16 protein-coding genes are annotated in these 19962 nt (G+C 72.6%); 1 reads left to right on the forward strand and 15 read right to left on the reverse strand.

What is annotated here, in order from left to right; genetic code table 11:
* Window positions 1-156: 156 nt before the first annotated feature.
* The gene (locus tag EL245_RS03570) at window positions 157-2427 is read right to left on the reverse strand and encodes a right-handed parallel beta-helix repeat-containing protein (RefSeq protein ID WP_126381891.1); all 2271 of its coding nucleotides are present in this window, start codon (window positions 2425-2427) and stop codon (window positions 157-159) included.
* A 232-nt stretch (window positions 2428-2659) separates the two neighbouring features.
* On the opposite strand from EL245_RS03570, the gene EL245_RS03575 reads away from it, so the two are divergent.
* Window positions 2660-2899: an RNA-binding S4 domain-containing protein gene (locus EL245_RS03575; RefSeq protein ID WP_126381892.1), complete on the forward strand. Its 240-nt coding sequence runs from the start codon at window positions 2660-2662 to the stop codon at window positions 2897-2899.
* 45 nt (window positions 2900-2944) lie between these two features.
* On the opposite strand, the gene dnaE is transcribed toward EL245_RS03575, so the two are convergent.
* The 14 genes from dnaE to murD all read right to left on the reverse strand — a co-directional run bounded on the left by dnaE (window position 2945) and on the right by murD (window position 19945).
* The gene (gene dnaE, locus EL245_RS03580) at window positions 2945-6544 is read right to left on the reverse strand and encodes a DNA polymerase III subunit alpha (protein ID WP_126381893.1); all 3600 of its coding nucleotides are present in this window, start codon (window positions 6542-6544) and stop codon (window positions 2945-2947) included.
* 66 nt (window positions 6545-6610) lie between these two features.
* Window positions 6611-7294, reverse strand: a complete 684-nt coding sequence (locus EL245_RS03585) for a GNAT family N-acetyltransferase (protein ID WP_126381894.1) — start codon at window positions 7292-7294, stop codon at window positions 6611-6613.
* A gap of 85 nt (window positions 7295-7379) precedes the next feature.
* Window positions 7380-8300 carry an RluA family pseudouridine synthase gene (locus EL245_RS03590; protein WP_126381895.1) on the reverse strand — a complete coding sequence of 307 codons (921 nt, stop codon included), beginning with the start codon at window positions 8298-8300 and terminating at the stop codon, window positions 7380-7382.
* On the reverse strand, window positions 8297-9199 hold the full coding sequence (gene lspA / locus EL245_RS03595; RefSeq protein WP_331852819.1) for a signal peptidase II: 903 nt from the start codon (window positions 9197-9199) through the stop codon (window positions 8297-8299). Before lspA ends, EL245_RS03590 begins: the two co-directional genes overlap by 4 nt.
* A gap of 147 nt (window positions 9200-9346) precedes the next feature.
* Window positions 9347-9955, reverse strand: a complete 609-nt coding sequence (locus EL245_RS03600) for a DivIVA domain-containing protein (RefSeq protein WP_197719441.1) — start codon at window positions 9953-9955, stop codon at window positions 9347-9349.
* Window positions 9956-10110: 155 nt separating this feature from the next.
* On the reverse strand, window positions 10111-10407 hold the full coding sequence (locus tag EL245_RS03605; RefSeq protein WP_126381897.1) for a YggT family protein: 297 nt from the start codon (window positions 10405-10407) through the stop codon (window positions 10111-10113).
* 16 nt (window positions 10408-10423) lie between these two features.
* The gene (locus tag EL245_RS03610) at window positions 10424-10912 is read right to left on the reverse strand and encodes a cell division protein SepF (protein ID WP_126381898.1); all 489 of its coding nucleotides are present in this window, start codon (window positions 10910-10912) and stop codon (window positions 10424-10426) included.
* Between the two features lie 297 nt (window positions 10913-11209).
* Complete coding sequence (locus EL245_RS03615) at window positions 11210-11989, reverse strand: polyphenol oxidase family protein (protein WP_126381899.1); 780 nt, start codon at window positions 11987-11989, stop codon at window positions 11210-11212.
* A gap of 10 nt (window positions 11990-11999) precedes the next feature.
* A complete protein-coding gene (ftsZ, locus tag EL245_RS03620) occupies window positions 12000-13277 on the reverse strand; it encodes a cell division protein FtsZ (protein WP_126381900.1) in 1278 nt (425 codons plus the stop codon).
* Between the two features lie 181 nt (window positions 13278-13458).
* Entirely contained in the window at window positions 13459-14376 is a 918-nt protein-coding gene (locus EL245_RS03625) for a cell division protein FtsQ/DivIB (protein ID WP_126381901.1), read from the reverse strand.
* The gene (gene murC, locus EL245_RS03630) at window positions 14376-15857 is read right to left on the reverse strand and encodes a UDP-N-acetylmuramate--L-alanine ligase (protein ID WP_126381902.1); all 1482 of its coding nucleotides are present in this window, start codon (window positions 15855-15857) and stop codon (window positions 14376-14378) included. The genes EL245_RS03625 and murC overlap by 1 nt, the downstream gene beginning before the upstream one ends.
* Window positions 15854-17119: a UDP-N-acetylglucosamine--N-acetylmuramyl-(pentapeptide) pyrophosphoryl-undecaprenol N-acetylglucosamine transferase gene (locus tag EL245_RS03635; protein ID WP_126381903.1), complete on the reverse strand. Its 1266-nt coding sequence runs from the start codon at window positions 17117-17119 to the stop codon at window positions 15854-15856. Before EL245_RS03635 ends, murC begins: the two co-directional genes overlap by 4 nt.
* The gene (locus EL245_RS03640) at window positions 17112-18434 is read right to left on the reverse strand and encodes a peptidoglycan glycosyltransferase FtsW (RefSeq protein ID WP_126381904.1); all 1323 of its coding nucleotides are present in this window, start codon (window positions 18432-18434) and stop codon (window positions 17112-17114) included. Before EL245_RS03640 ends, EL245_RS03635 begins: the two co-directional genes overlap by 8 nt.
* Window positions 18434-19945 carry a UDP-N-acetylmuramoyl-L-alanine--D-glutamate ligase gene (gene murD / locus EL245_RS03645; protein ID WP_126381905.1) on the reverse strand — a complete coding sequence of 504 codons (1512 nt, stop codon included), beginning with the start codon at window positions 19943-19945 and terminating at the stop codon, window positions 18434-18436. The genes EL245_RS03640 and murD overlap by 1 nt, the downstream gene beginning before the upstream one ends.
* Window positions 19946-19962 lie beyond the last annotated feature (17 nt).

A 19962-nucleotide genomic window follows, 5' to 3' on the forward strand; every position in this document is an offset into this window, starting at 1 on the left:
GGGTAGCGCTGGCCCGTGACGAGGGCCAGCGCGTGCGACGGCGGGGAGGACGGGGCCGCAGCCCCGTCCTCCCCGCCGGTCCGTCGGGTCACCGTCCGCGCACCCCGTGGGTGCCGGCGGGCGCCGCGGTACCCGGGTCGGCTCCTGACATGACGATCAGACGAACCACACTCGGCGCACGATGAGCAGGCCGAGCAGGAGCGTGGCCAGGGCGCCCAGTCCCATCATGGTGCGCTCGACGACCGTGGCCATCTGGATCTTGCGCGCCACCTGCTGCTCCTGACCGGGGTCGACCCACGAGCCGGCGGGTGCCTGGGCGGCCCCCGCCTGGACGGCGCCACCGTCCTGCGCACCGTCGAGGATGGTGGCCTCGTCGCTCGGCGTGGCCTGGGCCGCGGCGGCAGCAGCAGGCTGCTCCTGGGCGGCAGGGGCGGCCGGGGCGGCGGCACCGGCCGCCGCGCCGTCGGCCTGCCAGGCGACGTTGACCAGGGCACCGCGGTCGACGGCGCCTCCGGCGCTCAGTCCCAGCACCTCGGCGACGTCGGTCGGAAGAGCAGCACCGGTCCCGTCACCGGGGCCGCCGTCGGCGGCGTGCAGGTCGGAGGTCTTCCAGGCGGTGGCGTCGGCCGACTCCCGCACGAGCACCGGGTTCGTCTCACGGGTCCCCGACAGGTCCAGCCCGTTGGTCTCCTTGCCCTGGGCCTGGACGTGCGGGCTCGCGGCGAAGTCGGCCAGGGTCGGGGCGTTGACGGTCTGCGCGGCACGGTCGACCCCGTACTGCCACAGGACCGTCGTCGACGGGTTCGTCGTCGGCTCGCGGTAGTACACGTTGTAGTCGATGGCGGCGATCATCTGGTTGGCGTAGACACCGCCGGAGCCGTTCGTGTCCTCCCCGCCGGTGACCTGCACCATGGCGGAGTACTTCCAGAAGTCGCCCTCGGCGATCGTCTGCTCCGAGGACAGGATGTTGTTGTAGATCGTCGTCCCGCCGGTGTCCCAGGTCAGGCCCTGGGAGGCCGACCAGCTCTCCACCGCGTGGCAGGTGCCGTCCGCCCCGTGGGCCATGCAGCCGTCGGAGCGCCCGTCCTCCTGGACGACGATCGAGGTCAGGGCGTGGGTGATCGTGTTGTTCCACACCTGGGTGCTCTCCGAGCCGGAGATCTGGATGCCGATGTTGGCGCCCTCGACGAGGTTGGAGGCGATGACGTTGTTGCGGGAGACCTCGTTGAAGATGGCCACCGGCGTGTTGACGAAGCTCGAGGCGATGATCTCGGAGTCGATCGTCCCCTCGTCGAACCACGCGCCCACCATGCGGTTGGTCTCGAAGGACTCGACCTCGGAGTGGTCCGCGGCCACCGCGGAGTAGTCGACGGTGTTGTAGGCGTAGCGGATGTTCTGCGAGTGGGTGGTCTTGAGGTCGGCCATCGAGCAGTAGGCCGTGCAGGCCGAGGTCGTGAAGCCGGCGGTGTTGTTGTCCGTCCAGTAGTTGTTCTCGATGACGACGTCGGAGGAGTCGTCGACGCCTGCGCCCACGCCTCCGTTGGACACGAAGCTGTTGCCGGTCACCGTGACGCGGCTGGCCTGGGAGACCACCATCGCGGTCCCGGCCGAGGAGTGGCGGAAGGTGTTGTTCGACAGCTCGACGTCGTCACCGGAGGCCACGACCATCGCTCCGCCCGTGGCGGTGGAGATCTCGGGGTCGTTGTAGTCCCAGCGCTGGACGGGGGCGTACTTCTCGACGGTCATGCCCGTCAGCGTCACGCCGTTGCCCGCCAGGGACAGCGCGCGCGAGTGCTGGGTCACCTCGACGGTGTGCTGGGAGGGGTCGACCCCGATGACGTAGGAGGCGCCCCGGTGCGGCTTGACGTTGTAGCCGGCGGTGTTGTTGCGCGGGTCCTTGAGGGTGATCGGGTCGGGGTCCTCGACGTAGAAGGTCGAGGCGGTCACCTCGGCCCGCGTGGCGACCTGGGTGAGGGGCTGGCCGTCGACGAAGACCTGCTCGGGGTGGGCCGCCATGCCCTCGACCGAGGGGTCGGCGTTGGTGGTGCACACGGTGCAGAAGCGGACCATGTCCGCGGCGGTCGACCAGGTGCCCGAGCCCGAGGCCGACCAGGAGGTGGGCAGCTGCGCGCCGGACAGGACCGGGGAGGCCCCGTCCGCGGCACGGATCGTCACGTCCTTGCCGACGTAGATCTCGCCCTCGCGGTAGGTGCCGTCGGCGACCTCGATCGTGGTTCCGTCGCTGGCCGCGGCCACCGCCTCCGAGATCGTGGCGAAGGGCCGTGCAGCGCTTCCATCACCCCCCTGCGCTGCCGAGGCCGAGACGTAGAGGGTGGCTCCATCAGGCTCGGCCAGTGCCGTGGAGGCGGTCAGCGGGAGCGCGATGGCGGTGATAGCGGCTGCGGCTATCGCGATAAGACGGCGCATACGTTCTTCCGTTAATCCGGGGGCAGGGTCACAGTTACCGTACCGTGATCCACATCGGTCATCGACCGCGTCGTCGCCCCGGGATGAGCCGGATTGGTCACACCGCCAGCCGTCTGCGACCTCCGACGGACCTCCGGTCGGCCTCGCCCTGGGGGCCTTCCGCAGACCGGCGCCGGGCGGGCGTCAGCGCCCTGACCTGGAAGGAGACGGCAGGATGGGGAAGGATCGCGCCATGACGACCGCACACCCCCACCCGTCGGTTCCCGTGCGCGGGGAGATCAAGCTCGGGCAGTTCCTCAAGCTCGCCGGGCTCGTCGAGGACGGCGCGCAGGCGCGGATCGCCGTCCAGTGCGGCGACGTGAGGGTCAACGGGCGCGTCGAGGACCGTCGCGGGCACCGCCTGTCGCCCGGCGACGTCGTCGAGGTCGAGCTTCCCTCGGGAACCTGCGGAGCGGTTGTCAGCGGACAGTGAACAGACAGTGAGCAGACACACTGAGCAGGCAGCGGGCGGGCCGTCTCATCTCCTCAGGCAGGCCGGGCCGAGCAGCGCCTTGATGTCGCTGTAGAAGGCGGGCGAGGCCTCGACGCTCAGGGAGCTGTCGAGCTGGGTGCGCACCTCCCGGCCGGGGCTCGTCAGCGTCAGTCGCACCGTCGACATGCCCGGGTGACGGGTGAGGACCTCCTTGAACTGCTCGACGAGGGCCCCGGTGCACCGGTTGGCGGGCAGGGTGATGGTGACCGCCTCGTGGGTGGCGCGGGAGACGTCGGGGATGGTCATCTCCTGGGCGTAGATCGACACCTGCCCGTCACGGCGGCTGAGCCGGCCGCGTACGGTGACCACCGTGTCGGGGGCGAGCATCGTGGAGACGGTCTGGTAGGTCGCGGGGAAGAACAACGCCTCGATCGTGCCGCCGAGGTCCTCGATCTGGGCGATGGCCCACAGGTTGCCCTGCTTGGTCGTCTTGCGGGTCAGGCCCGTGATGAGGCCGGCGATCGTGACCATCGTGTTGTCCGGACGCTCCTCGTCCTCGTGGAGCTCGGAGATCTCGGTGTCGGCGAGCGAGCCGAGCACCCCCTCCAGGCCCAGCAGCGGGTGGTCGGAGACGTAGAGCCCGAGCATGTCGCGCTCGTAGGCGAGCTTGTCCTTCTTGTCCCACTCCGGCAGGTCGGGGACCTCGGAGGAGAACACCGGCCCCGACCCGAAGGCGTCCTCGGTCGGGGCACCGCCGTCGAGCAGGGAGGCGAACAGGTCGAACTGCCCGGCGGCCTCGTTGCGCTTGACCCCGATGATCTCGTCGACGAGGTCCTCGTGGCAGGCCTGGAGGGCTCGGCGGGTCCTGCCCAGGGAGTCGAAGGCCCCTGCCTTGATGAGTGAGTCGATGGTGCGCTTGTTGCACACGACGGCCGGCACCTTGTCGAGGAAGTCCTCGAAGCTGGTGAACTCCCCCTTGTCCCTGCGCGCGCTCACGATCGCCTCGACGACGTTGAGGCCGACGTTGCGGATGGCGGCCAGGCCGAAGCGGACGTCGCCGTCGACGGCGGAGAACTGTGCGCGCGAGGCGTTGACGTCAGGGGGCAGGACGGTGATGCCCATGTGACGGCACTCCGCGAGGTAGACCGCCAGCTTGTCCTTGTTGTCCTTCTGGCTGGTCAGCAGCGCGGCCATGTACTCCGTGGGGTAGTGCGCCTTGAGGTAGGCCGTCCAGTAGGACACCACCCCGTAGGCCGCCGAGTGGGCCTTGTTGAAGGCGTACTTGGCGAAGGGGACGACGACGTCCCACAGGGTCTTGACGGCCTCCTTGGAGAAGCCGTTGGAGACCATCCCGGCCTCGAACTCGACGAACATCTTGTCCAGGATGTCCATCTTCTTCTTGCCCATGGCCTTGCGCAGCGCGTCGGCCTTGCCCATCGTGAAGCCCGCCAGGTCGGTGGCGATCTTCATGACCTGCTCCTGGTAGACGATGAGGCCGTAGGTGGTGCCCAGGATCGGCTCGAGAGCCTCCTTGAGCTCGGGGTGGATCGGGACGATCTCCTGCTGGCCGTTCTTGCGCAGGGCGTAGTTCGTGTGCGACTCGGCCCCCATGGGGCCCGGGCGGTACAGGGCGCCGACGGCGGAGATGTCCTCGAAGTTGTCGGGCCTCATGAGCCGCAGGAGGGTGCGCATGCCCCCGCCGTCGAGCTGGAAGACCCCGAGGGTCTCCCCGCGGGCGAGCAGCTCGTAGGTGCCTCGGTCGTCCAGGCCCACGTTGTCGATGTCGAGGGGCTCCTTGCCGTTGGCCACGATGTTGTCCAGGGCGTCGGAGATGACCGTGAGGTTGCGCAGCCCCAGGAAGTCCATCTTGAGCAGGCCCAGGTGCTCGCAGGTCGGGTAGTCGAACTGGGTGATGAAGGCGCCGTCCTGGAGGCGCTGCATCATCGGGATGATGTCGGTCAGCGGCTCGGAGGACATGATGACCGCGCAGGCGTGCACGCCCCACTGGCGGGTCATGCCCTCCAGGCCGCGGGCGAGCTCGACGATCCTCTGGGCGTCGGGGTCCTCGGCGTGGAGCTCGCGGAAGGCCTGGGCCTCGCCGTAGCGGGGGTCCTCGGGGTTGAACATCCCCTTGATGGAGATGTCGGAGCCCATGACGGTCGGGGGCATCGCCTTGGTGAGGCGGTCCCCGACGGCGTAGGGGTAGCCCATGACCCGGCTGGAGTCCTTGAGGGACTGCTTGGCCTTGATGACGCCGTAGGTGACGACCTGGCTGACCCTGTCGGAGCCGTACTTGTCCTTGACGTACTCGATGACCTCGTCGCGCCTGCGCTCGTCGAAGTCGACGTCGATATCGGGCATGGAGATGCGCTCGGGGTTGAGGAACCGCTCGAAGATGAGGCCGTGCTCGAGGGGGTTGAGCTCGGTGATGCCCATGGCGTAGGCGACCATCGAGCCTGCTCCCGACCCGCGACCGGGGCCCACGCGGATGCCGTGCTCCTTGGCCCAGTTGATGTAGTCGGCCACGACGAGGAAGTAGCCGGGGAAGCCCATCTGGACGATGACGCCGATCTCGTACTCCGCCTGGGCCCTGCAGTCCTCGGGGATCGAGCCGTGGAAGCGGCGCTCCATGCCGGCCCAGCACTCCTTGATGAACCACGACTCCATCGTCTCGCCCTCGGGGACGGGGAAGACCGGCATGAAGGAGGCGCCGTCGTCGACGGTGGCGAAGCTGACGTCGCACTGCTCGGCCACGAGAAGGGTGTTGTCGCAGGCCTGCGGCATCTCCTTGAACAGCTCGCGCATCTCCCGCCCGGGACGCAGGTAGTAGGTGTCGCCGTCGAACTTGAAGCGGTCGGGGTCGGAGAGCACCGAGCCGGAGTTGATGCACAGCATCGCGTCCTGGATCGTGCGGTCCTCGGGACGCACGTAGTGGGAGTCGTTGGTCGCCAGCAGGGGCGCGCCGATCTCCTTGGCCAGGGCGAGCAGGTCCTTGGTGACGCGCCGCTCGATCTCCAGGCCGTGGTCCATGAGCTCGACGTAGAAGAAGTCACGCCCGAAGATGTCCTGAAGCTCGCCGGCGCAGCGCAGGGCCTCGTCCCACTGCCCCAGCCGCAGGCGCGTCTGGATCTCGCTCGAGGGGCAGCCCGAGGTGCCGATGAGCCCGGCGCCGTAGCGGGAGAGCAGCTCGCGGTCCATGCGCGGGGCCTTGCCCCACTGGCCCTCCAGGGAGGCGTAGGAGTCCATGCGCATGAGGTTGTGCAGGCCCTCGTTCGTGCGCGACAGGAGCGTCATGTGGGTGTAGGAGCCGCGTGCCGAGACGTCGTCGGAGCGCTGGGACTCCTCCCCCCAGAACACCCGGGTCCGGTCGAAGCGGGAGGTCCCCGGCGTCATGTAGGCCTCGACGCCGATGATCGGCTTGATCCCGGCCTTGGTCGCCGCGGCGTAGAACTCGTAGACCCCGAACATGTAGCCGTGGTCGGTGACCGCCAGGGCCGGCTGGCCCAGCCTGGCCGCCTCGGCGACGTAGTCCTTGATCTTGCCCGCCCCGTCGAGCATCGAGTAGTCGGTGTGGACGTGGAGGTGGACGAAGTCGTCCCTGGCGGCCGGCTCGCGTCCCGTCCCGCTGCTGCTCGTGTGCGCCATGGACGCATCCTAGGACCCCGGCGGCCCGGGCCGGGACGCGCCGGGGTGCGAGGCGTCACGGCGCCCTCAGCCGCGGGCGGCTCCTGCGCCCACCGCACCCCTGGGGGCCGGGACCGTGCGGGCCATGTCACGGTGCCAGATACCGGCGTCGAGGTAGCGTCGGGCGTCGACGACCCGGTAGCCGCAGCGCTCGTAGAAGCCCATGGCCTGCTCCTGGGCGGACAGGATGACGGTCACGCTCCTCGGGCCCGACGGGGCGCCGTCCTCCCCCGCCTCCGGGTCCTCGAGCGGGTCCGCGGCCTGCGCGGCCCCGGCAGCGCGCCCAGCGTGCTCAGCGTGCTCGATGGCCGCGGCCTCGAGGGCGGCCACGAGCCGGGCACCGAGCCCGGTCCCTCTGGCCAGCCGCCGCACGGCCAGCCGTCCCAGGTGCGCGTGACCGGGGTGAGCAGGATCGGTGAGGAGCCGGCCGGCCCCCAGGGGCGTGGAGTCCGCTCCCCGGGCCAGGACGTGGAGCGTCGTGCTCTCAAAGTCCCTGGCGTCGATCTCCTGGACGAAGGGGACCGCCTGCTCGAGCACGAAGACCTCGAGCCGCACGTCCATGACACCCAGGCGCAGGGAGTCGGCACCCGGTCCGGTCTCGTCACCGCGCAGGACCTCGAAGGTGACCGGCTCCAACGCGACCGTGGCCGCGGGGACGCGCAGTGCGGGGGCTCCGGCCCCGTGCCGCTCAGCGGAGGGCAGGTGGGTCATCATCACTCCTTGTGCTCTCTGGTGCCGGTCAGCCACTGGCTGCGCGCGGACCGGCGCACCGACCCGACCCGGCCCCGGGGCCGGGTCAGGGCAGGCGCAGGACGTCGAGGGCGTGGACGAGGTCGTCGGGGTACTCCGAGGTGAAGGTCATCCACTCCCCGGTGATCGGGTGAGCCAGACCCAGCTCACGGGCGTGGAGCCACTGGCGCCTCAGCCCGGTGCGCTCGGTGAGCACCGGGTCGGCGCCGTAGGTCGCGTCCCCGACGCACGGGTGGCCCACGGCGGACATGTGGACACGGATCTGGTGGGTGCGCCCGGTCTCGAGGTGGATCTCGGCCAGGCAGGCCCCGGGCATGGCCTCGATGACGTCGTAGTGCGTGACCGACTCCCGGCCGCCGTCGACCACCGCCATGCGCCACTGGCTGCCGGGGTGGCGGCCGATCGGCGCGTCGATCGTGCCCGAGGAGGGGTCGAGGTGACCCTGGACGAGGGCGTGGTAGACCTTGTCGACCGCGTGCTCGCGGAAGGCGCGCTTGAGCACCGAGTAGGCGCGCTCACCCTTGGCCACGATCATGACCCCCGAGGTGCCGACGTCGAGCCGCGAGACGATGCCCTGGCGCTCGGCGGCGCCGGAGGTCGCCACCGACACGCGCATCGCGGCCAGGGCACCGAGGACGTCCGGCCCGTCCCAGCCCATCGAGGGGTGCGCGGCGATCCCGGCAGGCTTGTCGACGACGATGACGTCGCTGTCCTCGTAGAGCACCGCCATCCCGTCGACAGGGGTCGCCACCGGCCGCAAGGGCGCGGGCTCGGGCAGGTCGGCCTCGATGACCGCCCCCGGGGCCAGGCGCTCGGACTTGCCCACCGCACGCCCGTCGACCAGGACCCGGCCCGTGGCGCACAGCTCACCTGCGCGGGTGCGTGACAGCCCCGTCATCCGCGACAGCGCCAGGTCGACCCGCTCGCCGGCCAGCCCGTCGGGAACGGGCAGGAGCCTGGAGCTCACCTCGTGCTCCCCTGGTCCGTGTCCTCCTCGGCAGCCCTGTCCTGGGCGGGGCTCCCCTGGTCATCCTGGCCGTCGGCAGCCGGAGCGACCACCCTGAGCCCGTGAGCCGGGGTGCGTCCGCCGTCCTGTGAGCCGCTCTGACCGACCTGCGGGTCCTCAGGGGTGGGACCGTCGCTGTCGGGAGCGGGAGCGGCCGTGCCGCGTCGGGCGGAGCGGCGCGCCCGACGCCCCAGCGAGGCGGCCGCCGCCGCCTCGCCCTCCTGCGGGTCCTCGCCCACGCGGGTGCCGTCGATCTCGATGCCCAGCAGGGACAGGACGACGATGAGGCCCGCCGCCCCGACGATCGCGATGTCGGCGACGTTGCCGACGAAGAACCCCGCGTAGTCGATGAAGTCGATGACGTGGCCGCGGAAGACCCCGGGGGCGCGCAGGATGCGGTCGATGAGGTTGCCCACCGCCCCGCCCAGGACCAGCCCGAGGGCCACGGACCACCACGTCGAGGCGAGCCGGCGGGAGATGCGCACGACGACGACCGAGACGACGACGGCGACGGCGGTGAGGATCCAGGTCTGGCCCGAGGCCAGTGAGAAGGCGGCCCCGGGGTTGCGCACGAGGACGAGGCCGAGCCAGTCCCCGAGCACGGCGACGCGCTCGCCGTCGGCCAGCGCCCTGGTCGCCCACGCCTTGGTGAGCTGGTCGATGACGACGACCGCCACCGCCAGCACCCACAGGATGACGACGGCACGGCCCGGACGCCGACGGGCCCTGCCGGAGCCCTCGGTCTGCGACTGACTCACCGTCCACACCGACGTCGCCCCGGTGTCCTGCTCGGTGCCGGCGCCCCGATCGTGGCCCGGGTCGGTGGTCGAGTCCTTCGGCTTGCGGCTCATCGTGCTCATGGGTCCTTCACAGGTTCACGGGGCGCGGCGTGCGCCGCCCGGGCGTGGTCCGGGGGCGGTGGCCAGGATCGGGCCACCGCCCCCGGAGGACGGAGTCGGGCAGGGGCCCGGCCAGGACGCGGCCGGTGCCTCAGCGCCCGCTGCGGGTCACAGGTTCGGGGCGTCGGTGCCGCCGTCCTCGACGTTGGCCAGCAGGCCCTGGAGGTAGCTCTTGAGGCGGGTGCGGTAGTCGGACTCGAAGCGACGCAGCTCGTCGATGCGGTGCTCGAGGCCGGAGCGCTCCTTCTCGAGCTGGGCGAGGGTGCGGTTGCGCTGGTCCTCGGCCTCGCGGACGATCTGCTCGCCGGTGGCGCGGGCCTCGGCCACGATGCGCTCCCCCTCGGCGCGGCCGTTGGCCACGTGCTCGTCGTGGAGGCGCTGCGCGAGCTCGAGCATCCCGGAGGCCGCGGAGGGCTCCTCGACACCGCCTACGGCCGGAACCGGCACCGCGGCGACGGGCTTGGCCTCGACGACAGGGGCGACGATCTGGGTCTCGGACACCTTCGCCGCGACGGGGGCGCCCTCACCGAGCTCGGCCACACGGTTGTTCGCGGCCTCGAGGCGGGCCTTGAGGTCGGCGTTCTCAGCCTCCAGCTGACGCATCGCCTCGACGACCTCGTCGAGGAACTCGTCGACCTCGTCCTGCTCGTAGCCCTCGCGGAACTTGGTCGCCTGGAACTTCTTGTTGAGGACGTCGTCTGCCGTCAGAAGCGTCATAGTCGTCACCTCGGTGTCGTTACGGAAAGTGTCACGAGCACCGGATGAACCGGTCACTCATGCGGACAGAGTACCTGAACTTCAACTTCACGCCATATGGAACGTCGAAGATCACCCGTGGGCGGAGCACGGGACGGCGCGGCGCCCCGGGGCCCTCAGACCAGGAGGGCGAGAAGCCGCTGGAGGACGATGATGCCGAACCAGAGCACGAGGAAGCTGAGGTCGATCCCCATCGCCCCCAGGCGCAGGACCGGGACCACCCGCCGCAGCCAGCGCAGGGGCGGGTCGGTCAGGGCGTAGACCACGTTGGCCACGACGAGCACGGGGCCGGTGGGTCGCCACTGGCGGGCGAAGAGCTGGACCCAGTCGAGCACGACCCGCACGAGCAGGACGAGGAGGTAGAGGCTGAGCAGGGCCGAGACGATGGTCACGACCGATGCGAGAAGGGCCACGGCGCGGTGCCGTCCGTCAGCTCTGGTTGAAGAAGCGGCCGCGCGGCTCGTCGGCCGCCTCGCCGTCGTCGATGTCCACCGTGGCGGGGGTGAGCAGGAAGACGCGGGGGGTGACCCGCTCGATGGCGCCGTGGAGGCCGAAGACGAGGCCCGCGGAGAAGTCCACCATGCGCCGGGCGTCGGACTCGCTCATGTTGGTCAGGTTGACGATGACCGGCACGCCGTCACGGAAGGACTCCCCGATGACGCGCGCCTCGTTGTAGGTCGAGGGGTGGACCGTCACGATACGCCTGAGGTCGGGCGCCGCGACCGGCGCGGCCGCGGAGGGGGCAGCTGCCTCCTCGAAGGTGTCCTCGTAGCCGTCCTCGTAGCCGGTCTCGCTGTCCGCGAAGTCGTCCTCGGCGTAGTCCTCGCCGGCCCGGCCGACACGGTACTCGTCCTCGTAGGCGTCCTCAACCGGCTCGGCGTAGCCCAGGAAGGTCGACATCTTGCGCAGGGCGCTCATGGGGGTGCTCCTTGTCTGTCCGGGTCTGTCCGGGGTTGTCCAGCCCCGACGGCCCGGACGTGCTGAACGGTATCGACCATCGGGCGGCTCCTGGGTCATTGGGCCCGGCGTGTCATCAGCGCGGTGGGAGCAGCGCAGGAGCACCCGATGGACCGCTCGCGATCACCGCAGGCAGGACGCACACAGGACGCACGCCCCCCGCAGGGGCACCGTGCTGGCACCGCGCTGGGACCGCGCTGCGACTGCACGGAGGCGCTCGGGGGGCTCGTGCCCAGGCCGGTCGGGGGCCGGTCGGTCTCAGGCCCCACCGGCCAGGACGATCCCGGCCAGCCTGCCGGTCACGGGCTGGCGCCGGTAGGAGTAGAAGCGCTCCTCCTCGTAGGTGCACCAGGTGCCGGCCCGCACCCTGCCCACTCCAGCGCGCCGGAGCTGGGCGTGCACGCCCGCGGCGACGTCGAGCCCGGGGGTCCCCCAGCGGGTCGTCGAGGCGCAGGCCGGCTCGACCTCGGCGCAGTGGCGGTGCAGGTCGACGGGGACCTCGTAGCAGCGCCCGCAGATGGACGGTCCGGTGGCGGCCCACAGGTCGGCGGGCTGCGCGCCCAGCGAGGCCAGGAGGTCGAGGGCCGAGCGCACGACGCCGTCGAGCATGCCCCGGCGCCCGGCGTGGACCGCCGCCACGAGGCTCCCGTCAGTGGTTGCCAGCAGGAGCGGGACGCAGTCGGCCACGAGCACCCCGACACCGGCGGGGCCGGGGCCGGAGGACCTCGCGTCGAGCACGAGGGCGTCAGCCGTCGGCTCTCCCCCGGGGCCCGCGACCACCGCCACCGCCGAGTGGACCTGGTTCATCCAGGCCACGGTGGCGCGCCCGTCTGCGTGCCGGTCGGCGCCGACCAGCGCCTCGAGCTCTCGCCTGAGGCCGAGGACGCGCACGGGGTCGTCACCGACGTGGGTGGCGAGGTTGGCCCCGGCGTAGGGCGCCCTCGGCCCCACGGGGCGAGCCCCCGCGCCCCGGGTCGTGAAGTACCCGCGGGCGCAGGGGCCCAGGTCGACCTCGAGCAGGTCGGCGCGCCTGAGCACCTCGGCGCTCTCAGCGCAGGAAGTCCGGCAGGTCGATCTCGTCGCGCTGGGCGTCGACCCCGATGACGCGGGGGACCTCGAGCTCGGGGACCGCCTCGGGCAGGGAGTCGTCGACGTAGGCCGGCACCTCGCTGGTGACGACCGCCGACAGGGGCACCGCCGGGCTCGGGCTCGGGGCCGAGACGGGACGGGTGACCGGGTTGTCGGCGGCGTGGGCACCACGCGGGACGGCCACCGGCTCGGGACGGGTCCGGGTGCTCGGCCTGGCCGAGGCCGCCGCCCGCGACAGGGGACTCTCGACGGCCTTGGGACGGAAGGTCTCGGCCGGGCCGGCTGAGACCGGCTCGTCGTCGAAGCCTGCGGCGATGACGGTGACGCGGACCTCGTCGCCCAGGGCCCCGTCGACGACGTTGCCGAAGATGATGTTGGCCTCGGGGTGGACCGACTCGCGCACGAGGTTGGCGGCCTCCGAGATCTCGAACAGGCCGAGGTCCGAGCCGCCCTGGAAGAAGAGCAGCACCCCGTGGGCCCCCTCGATGGAGGACTCGAGCAGCGGGGAGGCGATGGCCTGCTCCGTGGCGGCCAGGGCGCGGCCGTCCCCGGTCGCCGACCCGATGCCCATGAGGGCGCTGCCCGCGTCCTGCATGACCGACTTGACGTCGTTGAAGTCGACGTTGATGAGCCCCGGGGTCGTGATGAGCTCGGTGATGCCCTGGACACCCTGGAGGAGAACCTGGTCGGCCTGCTTGAAGGCGTCCACGACGCTGATGTGGCGGTCAGCGATCTGCAGGAGGCGGTCGTTGGGGATGACGATGAGGGTGTCGACCTCGGCGCGCAGGTTGTTCACGCCGTCCTCGGCCTGGGCGGCGCGGCGCCGGCCCTCGAACATGAAGGGGCGCGTCACGACGCCGATGGTCAGCGCGCTCAGCTCACGGGCCACCTTGGCCACGACCGGGGCGGCGCCCGTGCCGGTGCCGCCACCCTCCCCCGCGGTGACGAAGACCATGTCGGCACCCTCGAGGGCCTCGCGGATGTCCTCGACGTGGTCCTCGGCCGCCTTACGGCCGATCGCGGGGTCGGCGCCGGCCCCCAGGCCGCGCGTGAGGTCTCGACCGATGTCGAGCTTCGTGTCGGCGTCCGACATGAGCAGCGCCTGGGCATCGGTGTTGACGGCGATGAACTCGACGCCGCGCAGGCCGGCCTCGATCATGCGGTTGACGGCGTTGACGCCACCGCCGCCAACGCCCACCACCTTGATAACTGCCTGGTAGTGCTGGGATTCCGCCACTGTCTGCCTCCGGGTGATCGTGCCGAGCCCGTCGGGGCTCCCCTCAACCTTCAACCTCAGGTTAAGGTTTATACTTATGTCATTCCTGCGATGACGAGGGCAACGCTATGGGGCGCCTCCACGGCCCGGCCGTATTGAGCCCCGGCGTGTTCCGAGTTGTCACGGTCGGGTCACGAGCCGGTCACGAGGTCGTCGGGCTGCCCGGGCTCGACACGTCGTAGGTGCTTGCCTCGAGGGTCATCAGCTCTGCCAGGACACGGGCCTTGACCTCCGACCGGGAGGTGTCCCCCCACACGACCGTCGCGCCGGAGGCCAGGGCAAGGGTCACCTGGCCCGACTCCGAGGCGCTGCCCGAGCGGACCTGCGCCCTGGTCGCCTCGTCGAGGCTGCCCACCACCTGGGCGACGGCGCTCACCTGCTGCCCGTCGGGGTCCTGCTCCTGGGAGGTGATCGTCACCAGCCCGTCCGGGGCCTGCTCGACGGTCTCGAGGACGACCGCCTCCCCGTCAAGGACCTCGTACCCGCCCTCGACCTGTCGCACGGCCACCGGCACGCGCATCGTGAGCGTCACCTTCAGGCCGTGGGGCCAGGACCGGGTCACTCGCGCCGACTTGACCCGCACGAGGGAGTCGGCCACCTCCTGCCCCAGGACGGCGACGTCGAGGCGCGCGAGCGCCGCGCCCTCGTAGGGGGCCAGGACCTCACGGACGGCCTGGGTCGAGACGGTCCCGTCCGAGCCGACCACGCTCACCTCCTGCGGACGCAGAGCCAGCAGCGGGGAGAAGGCCAGCGCCCACACGAGCGCCGCGACGACGCCCGCGACGACCAGGACGACGCCCAGGCGCCTCGTGCGCAGGGAGCGCTCGGCCCGTCGCCTCTCGGTGAGCCTGTCGGTCAGCCCGGTGGACACGACGCGGTCTCGGCGGCCCTGCCCGTCCCGGGAGACCGAACCCCGGCCGAAGACCTCCAGGCGCCCGCCCGCCGTCGCGTGGGTGAGCTCCTTGCCCGGAACCCGTGCCGGGCGCGCTGCCGGGGCCCCGGTCCGCTCGGAGTCCTCCTCCTCGGGGCCCGCCGGGCGCGGCACGCTGGGCTTCCTCATCACGCCTCCCGCGCGCGCAGGCGCGTGAGGACGACGTCGGCGAGCTCGGTGACGTCCCCCGCCCCGACGGTCAGGACGAGGTCGCCGCGGCGGGCCTGGCGGGCGAGGCGCTCGGCGGCCTCCTCGCGGTCGGCGACGTACTGCCCGCGGCCGCCGGGGACCTGCTCCGCGACGGTCAGGCCCGACACGCCGGGGAAGTCCTCGGCGACCTCTCGGGCGGGGTACACGGGGGCGACGACGACGAGGTCGGCACGCCCCAGAGCCGCCCCGAAGCGCTCGGCGAAGGCCCGGGTGCGGGAGAACAGGTGCGGCTGGAACAGGACGAGGAGGCGGCCGCCGCGATCGGCCGCGACGCCCCGTGCTGTCCTCAGGAGCGCCTCGATCTCGGTGGGGTGGTGGGCGTAGTCGTCGACGACCCGCACGCCGTCGGCCTCTCCTCGGTCCTCGAAGCGGCGTCCGGTCCCCGTGAAGGCTCCCAGGGCACGGGCCATCTCCTGGGCCCCGACGCCGAGCTCGAGGCCCGCTGCCCAGGCCCCGGCCGCGTCGAGGACCACGTGGTCGCCGGGCAGGGCGAGCTCGAGGTCGACCGGCTCGGTTCCCTGTGCACCGGCGGGGCCCGCGGTCCACCGCCTGAGCACCGCGCTCGTGGAGTCGGCGCGTCGGGCCGTGATCTCGACGCCGACGTGGGCCTCGCCGACCAGCTCCCCACCGGGCAGGTCGCCCGGCCCGCCCGTGCCGAAGGTGATGACGCGGGCTCCGCCCTGCCCGGCCCGACGCGCCAGGCGCAGGGCCCCGGGGTCGTCCGAGCAGGCGATGAGCACGCCCCCGGGCACGAGCCGGTCGGCGAAGTCGGCGAAGGCCTGCTCGAAGGCCTCGGTGGAGCCGTAGGAGTCGAGGTGGTCGGGCTCGACGTTGGTGACGAGCTCGATGGCGGGGGCGTAGTTGAGGAAGGACCTGTCGGACTCGTCGGCCTCCGCCACGAAGGCGCGCCCCGAGCCCAGCCGTGCGCCGCTGCCCAGGGCCCGCACGACGCCGCCCACGGCGAAGGAGGGGTCCTGGCCCGCCTCGCTCAGCGCCTGGGCGAGCATGCCCGAGGTGGTCGTCTTGCCGTGCGCCCCGGCGACCGCCACGAAGTCACGGCCGGCCGCCGCCAGGGCGAGCGCCTGGGACCGGTGGATGACCTCCTGCCCGCGGCTGCGGGCCACGACGAGCTCGGGGTTGTCCTCCTTGATGGCGGTGGAGACCACGACAGTGGCCTGGGCGGGCACGTGGTGCGCGTCGTGGCCGACCTCGACGCGCACGCCGCGGGCGCGCAGGCTCTCGAGCACCCGCCCCCGGGCGGCGTCCGAGCCGGAGACCTGGGCACCGCGCTCGGCCAGGAGGAGGGCGACGACGCTCATGCCGGCCCCTCCGACGCCCACGAGGTGGAAGGACCTGCCGGCCAGGTCGGCGCAGGTCGTCCTCAGCCCGGTCGTGCTCATCGTCCGTCCTCCTCGTGGTCGTCCTGTCCCCCGCCGTGCTCGGGCTCCGGTGGGAGCTCGCCGACGACGTCGCGCACGAGGGCGGCCAGGCGGGCCGCCGCGTCGCGCACACCCGTCGAGGCCGCAGCCCGGGCCGCACTCTCTCGCTCCTCGGGGTCGGTGAGCAGCTCGGTGAAGGACGTCACGTCGGCCACCGACAGGTCGGTGTCGGCCACGAGCCTGCCGCCCCCGGCTGCGACGCAGTCGGCGGCGTTGAGGCGCTGCTCGCCGTTGCCGATGGGCAGGGGAACGTAGAGGGCGGGCAGGCCCAGGGCCGTCAGCTCGGCGACCGTGCCCGCTCCGGAGCGGCAGATGACGCCGTCGGCGCAGGCGTAGGCCTGCTCCATTGCCGTCAGGTAGTCCAGGACGTGGTACCGCTCGGCCAGTGAGGCGTCCCCGGTGGCGGCCAGAGCGGCGCGCACCGGACCGTCCTTGTCCCGACCGGTCAGGTGGAGGACCTGGAGGCCCGCGGGCAGGTCGCCCAGTGCCGCCGTGACGACCTCGTTGAGGTGCTGGGCTCCCAGGGAGCCACCGGTGACGAGCAGGGTCGTGGCCTCGGGGTCCAGGCCGAGGGCGTCAGCGCCCTGACGGCGCGCGGCCGCGGCTCCCTCGGCGGTGGACCGCTGGGCGACGAGTCCGGCGATGGCCGGGCGCAGGGGCAGGCCGGTCACCTCGGTCCTGCCCGAGGAGGCCGCGAGCCTGGTCGAGGCGAAGGTGAGGGCCACCGCGGCGGCCCAGCCCGCCCCGAGTCGGTTGGCCAGGCCGGGGCGGGCGTTCTGCTCGTGGATGACGACCGGTACGCCGCTGCGGCGGGCGGCGAGGTAGGCGGGGGTGGACACGAAGCCGCCGAAGCCGACCACGACGTCGGCGCCGACGCGCTCGATGGCGGCGCCGGCGTCGGCCACCGCCTTGTGCATCCGGCGGGGCAGGAGGAACAGGTCCCCGGTGGGGCGCCGGGGCATGGGCACCCGCGCGACGTGGGCGAGCTCGTAGCCCGCCTCAGGGACCAGGCGGCTCTCGAGACCCTCCCGGGTACCCAGGACGAGGACGCGGGTACGGGGGTCCCCGCCGCAGGCGGGGTCCTGCAGCGCCGCGGCGGTGGCCAGCAGCGGGTTGACGTGCCCGGCCGTCCCCCCGCCGGCCAGGAGCACGCGCAGCGGGCGTCCGGGGGGCGCGGGGCGGCCGGGCTCGGCGGGCGGGCCCTGGGGCGTGGTCTCAGGCACGGTTCCTCCTGCGGGGTGCGATGACGGCCAGGGTACGGCGCACGGCCCCGGCACGGGCTCGCAGCGCCTGGCGCGCCCCGGGCTCGTTGCGTGCGAAGGCGAGCAGCACGCCGATTCCCAGGAGCACGGCCATGAGGGCGGAGCCGCCCGCGCTGATGAGCGGCAGCGGGACGCCCAGGACGGGCAGCAGCCCGACGACGACGGACATGTTGATGAGGGCCTGCCCGACGATCCAGGACATGAGGCCGCCGGTGACCACGGAGACGTACAGGGAGGTCGAGCGCCGGATGATGCGCACGCAGCAGCCGCCGAGCACGGCGAACAGGGCGATGACGAGCAGGGTGCCCACGAGGCCGAACTCCTCACCGAGGACCGCGAAGACGTAGTCGGAGTCGGCCTGGGTGAGGTAGCCCCACTTCTGTCGGGACTCCCCGGGTCCCACGCCCCACCAGCCGCCCGTGCCCAGGGCCCAGCGGCCGTGCTTGGGCTGGTAGCCGACGTCGAGGGGGTCGGCGCCCTCCGGGTGCCACCAGGCGATGATGCGTGCGCGCCGGTTGGCCGACAACGCGGTCAGGAGGCTGAAGGCGCCCAGGCCCAGGAGCCCGAGCCAGACGAACCAGCGCCAGCCCAGGCCGCCCATCCACAGCGACCCGGCCACGAGGAGGGCGAGGACGATGACCGTGCCGAGGTCGCCTCCGCCCAGGACGAGGACGACCGCCACGGCGGAGGGGACGAAGATCCAGCCCAGGAGCCGTCCGGCCTGGCGCCACGTGGTCACGCCCTTGGCGAAGGCGTCCTGGCGGGTGGAGACCATGACCCCCAGGAAGAGGCACAGGCCCAGCTTGATGAACTCCGAGGGCTGGACCGTGCCGATGAGGGGGATCTTGATCCAGTTGCAGTTTCCTCCCGCGCAGTAGCGCAGGCCGGGGACGTAGACGAGGAGCTGGGCGGCGCAGGAGGTCACGAGGGCCGGCCAGGCCATGAGCTTGAGCAGCCTGATGGGCGCCCGGGCCAGCGCCACCATGCCCACCAGGCCCAGGACGGCGAAGACGAGGTAGCGCGCGAAGCTCGTGAAGGCGTTGCCGCCGGTCTGGGCGATGGTCACCGACTGGACCGAGAAGACCATCGTCAGGCCCAGGGTGAGCAGGGTGAGCGTGGCGATGAGCAGGGAGTAGTAGGTCAGGGTCGAGCGGTCGCCCTCGATCGGGCCGTCCGGCCCGGTCAGCCGTTGCCACCGGTCGGCGATCGACCCCGGTCGGGGGACCCGGGGCCGTGTCGTCGTCCCCCGCGCGGGTCCCGGCTCGGAGGCCGGCATCAGTCCTCCTCCTGGTCGGCAGGTGCCGTGCCTGCGGACCCGGTGACGTGCTCGAGGGCGGCACGGGTGAACAGCTCACCCCGCTCGGCGTAGGAGCTGAACTGGTCCCACGAGGCGCAGGCAGGGGCGAGCATGACGGTGTCCCCCGGGCGGGCCATGGCACCGGCTGCGGCGACAGCGGCGTCAGCCACCTCGCGGGCCGAGCCGTGAGGGACCCGGGTGACGGGCAGCCCGGGGGCCTGCTCAGCCAGCGCCGCCACGACCCCGGCCTGGTCGGCCCCGATGACGACCGCGCCGCGCAGCACCGGTCGCACGGCGCGGACGAGGTCGGTCAGGTCGGCTCCCTTGGCGTCTCCCCCGACGATCCACACGCCGGTGCCCGGGGGCAGGGAGCCCAGGGCCGCCTGGGCCGCGTGCGGGTTCGTCGCCTTGGAGTCGTCCACCCAGGTCACCCCGCCGCCCTGCGCGACGGTCGCCTGACGGTGCGCCCCGGGGGTGAAGGCACGCAGCCCCCGGGCCACGGCCGTCGGGTCGGCCGCCACGGCGTCATGGGCCAGGGCGAGAGCGGCGGCCGCCAGGGCGTCGGCCACGACGTGGGGCGCCAGGCGCCCGACCTCCCCCCCGGGGGCCAGGTGCGCGAGGTCCTCCAGGGTCGCCAGCTCCACGCCCGTGCGCAGGCGGTCGTCGTGGTGGGCGCGGTCGACCAGGACGTCCTCGACCATCCCGACCTGGCCCAGGGCCGGGACCGCGAGGGTGAAGCCGACCGCCCGGCAGCCCTCGACGACCTCAGCGGCCTCGACCATGCGCTCGGTAGCCGGGTCGGCGACGTTGTAGACGGCCGCCCGCCTCGTGCGGGCGTAGACCCGGGCCTTGTCGGCCGCGTAGGCCTCGAAGCCCCCGTGCCAGTCGAGGTGGTCCGGCGCCAGGTTGAGGCAGGCCGAGGCCAGGGGCGACAGGGAACGGGTCGTGTGGAGCTGGAAGCTCGACAGCTCCACGGCCATGGCCTGGGCCCGCCCCTCACGCACCGTCGTGACGGCGGGCACGCCGATGTTGCCCACCGCCGGGGCGCTCAGGCCCGCGACGGACAGGATCGCCGCGAGCATGCCCACCGTGGTCGTCTTGCCGTCGGTGCCGGTCAGGACGATCCAGGGCACCGACGGGTCGCGCTCCTGCTGGAGGCGCCACGCCAGCTCGATCTCGCTCCACACCTCGATGCCCGCCCGTCGGGCGGCGCGCAGGACCGGGCCGGTGGCGGGCACCCCCGGGGAGACGATGAGCAGGTCGGCGCCGAGGCCCTCGAGCGCCGCGGCCAGGGCGGGCGCGTCACCGACCGTCGAGGCCTCGACGCGCCCGCCCAGCCCGGCGACGGCCTCGGGCCGGGTGTCCAGCAGGTGGCTGCGTGCCCCGAGCCCGTCGAGGGCGTCGAGGACGGCCAGGCCCGTGGTTCCCGCCCCGACGACGCCCACGAGTGCGCCGTCGAGACGGTCCAGGGACGTGAGGGTGCTCGTCATGGTCCTTACCTGATCGT

Source organism: Actinomyces howellii, assembly GCF_900637165.1.
Classification (GTDB): Bacteria; Actinomycetota; Actinomycetes; order Actinomycetales; family Actinomycetaceae; genus Actinomyces; species Actinomyces howellii.

Coding starts and splice junctions, on each gene's coding strand:
- EL245_RS03570 (WP_126381891.1), bottom strand. CDS start 2,427: ATGCGCCGTCTTATCGCGATAGCCGCAGCCGCTATCACCGCCATCGCG.
- EL245_RS03575 (WP_126381892.1), top strand. CDS start 2,660: ATGACGACCGCACACCCCCACCCGTCGGTTCCCGTGCGCGGGGAGATC.
- dnaE (WP_126381893.1), bottom strand. CDS start 6,544: ATGGCGCACACGAGCAGCAGCGGGACGGGACGCGAGCCGGCCGCCAGG.
- EL245_RS03585 (WP_126381894.1), bottom strand. CDS start 7,294: ATGACCCACCTGCCCTCCGCTGAGCGGCACGGGGCCGGAGCCCCCGCA.
- lspA (WP_331852819.1), bottom strand. CDS start 9,199: ATGAGCACGATGAGCCGCAAGCCGAAGGACTCGACCACCGACCCGGGC.
- EL245_RS03600 (WP_197719441.1), bottom strand. CDS start 9,955: ATGACGCTTCTGACGGCAGACGACGTCCTCAACAAGAAGTTCCAGGCG.
- EL245_RS03610 (WP_126381898.1), bottom strand. CDS start 10,912: ATGAGCGCCCTGCGCAAGATGTCGACCTTCCTGGGCTACGCCGAGCCG.
- EL245_RS03625 (WP_126381901.1), bottom strand. CDS start 14,376: ATGAGGAAGCCCAGCGTGCCGCGCCCGGCGGGCCCCGAGGAGGAGGAC.
- murC (WP_126381902.1), bottom strand. CDS start 15,857: ATGAGCACGACCGGGCTGAGGACGACCTGCGCCGACCTGGCCGGCAGG.
- EL245_RS03640 (WP_126381904.1), bottom strand. CDS start 18,434: ATGCCGGCCTCCGAGCCGGGACCCGCGCGGGGGACGACGACACGGCCC.
- murD (WP_126381905.1), bottom strand. CDS start 19,945: ATGACGAGCACCCTCACGTCCCTGGACCGTCTCGACGGCGCACTCGTG.